This is a genomic window from Herbaspirillum sp. CF444 (assembly GCF_000282135.1).
Classification (GTDB): domain Bacteria; phylum Pseudomonadota; class Gammaproteobacteria; order Burkholderiales; family Burkholderiaceae_D; genus Herbaspirillum.
Map to the genome: position 1 here is coordinate 1 of NZ_AKJW01000105.1, position 661 is coordinate 661.

The 661-nt window shown below is 58.1% G+C and carries 1 protein-coding gene; it reads left to right on the forward strand.

The features are described from left to right. Nucleotides 1-131: 131 nt before the first annotated feature. Nucleotides 132-659, forward strand: a complete 528-nt coding sequence (locus PMI16_RS22200) for a fimbrial protein (protein ID WP_007883827.1) — start codon at nucleotides 132-134, stop codon at nucleotides 657-659. Nucleotides 660-661: the final 2 nt, after the last annotated feature.

A 661-nucleotide genomic window follows, 5' to 3' on the forward strand; every position in this document is an offset into this window, starting at 1 on the left:
TCTGGTTTTTGAGAGTTTTCCTATATTTTCCGCGATCTTGAATCCGTAACATTCGTCCTGTGCTTGAGAGAAATACGCAGCAAAACACCGAATTGACGACAGACATCCTTCTTAATTTATTGGATAACATCATGAAAAAATCGCTCATCGCTTCCCTGCTGGCTGTCGCTGCCCTGGTGCCTGCCGCTTGCTTCGCCGCCGACGGCACCATCACTTTCAACGGCAGCATTACTGCCCAGACCTGCACCATCAATGGCGGCACATCGAACTTCACCGTGAATCTGCCGAAGGTGTCGACGACTGCATTTGCGACGACAGGCGCCAAGGCCGGCGCCACCAGGTTCACCATCGCCCTGACCAATTGCACGCCCGCCAGCGGCAATGCCCGCGCCTTCTTCGAAGCCGGTCCGAATGTCGACACCACGACCGGTCGCCTGAAGATCGCTGCCGGCGGCGCCGCCAACGTCCAAGTGGGCCTGGCAACGACTGCCGGCGCCGACATCGTCATCGGCGCTGCTTCCGGTTCGCAAAACACGACTTATGTGCCGATCTCCAGCGGCAGCGCCAACCTGGACTATCTGGCGCAGTACGTGTCCACCGGCGCCGTCGCTGCCGGCGCCGTGACTACCAGCGTGACTTATACGATCGAGTTTCAATAAGC

Excerpts from the sequence above, each read along its gene's own strand:
- PMI16_RS22200 (WP_007883827.1), top strand. The coding sequence starts at position 132 with ATGAAAAAATCGCTCATCGCTTCCCTGCTGGCTGTCGCTGCCCTGGTG.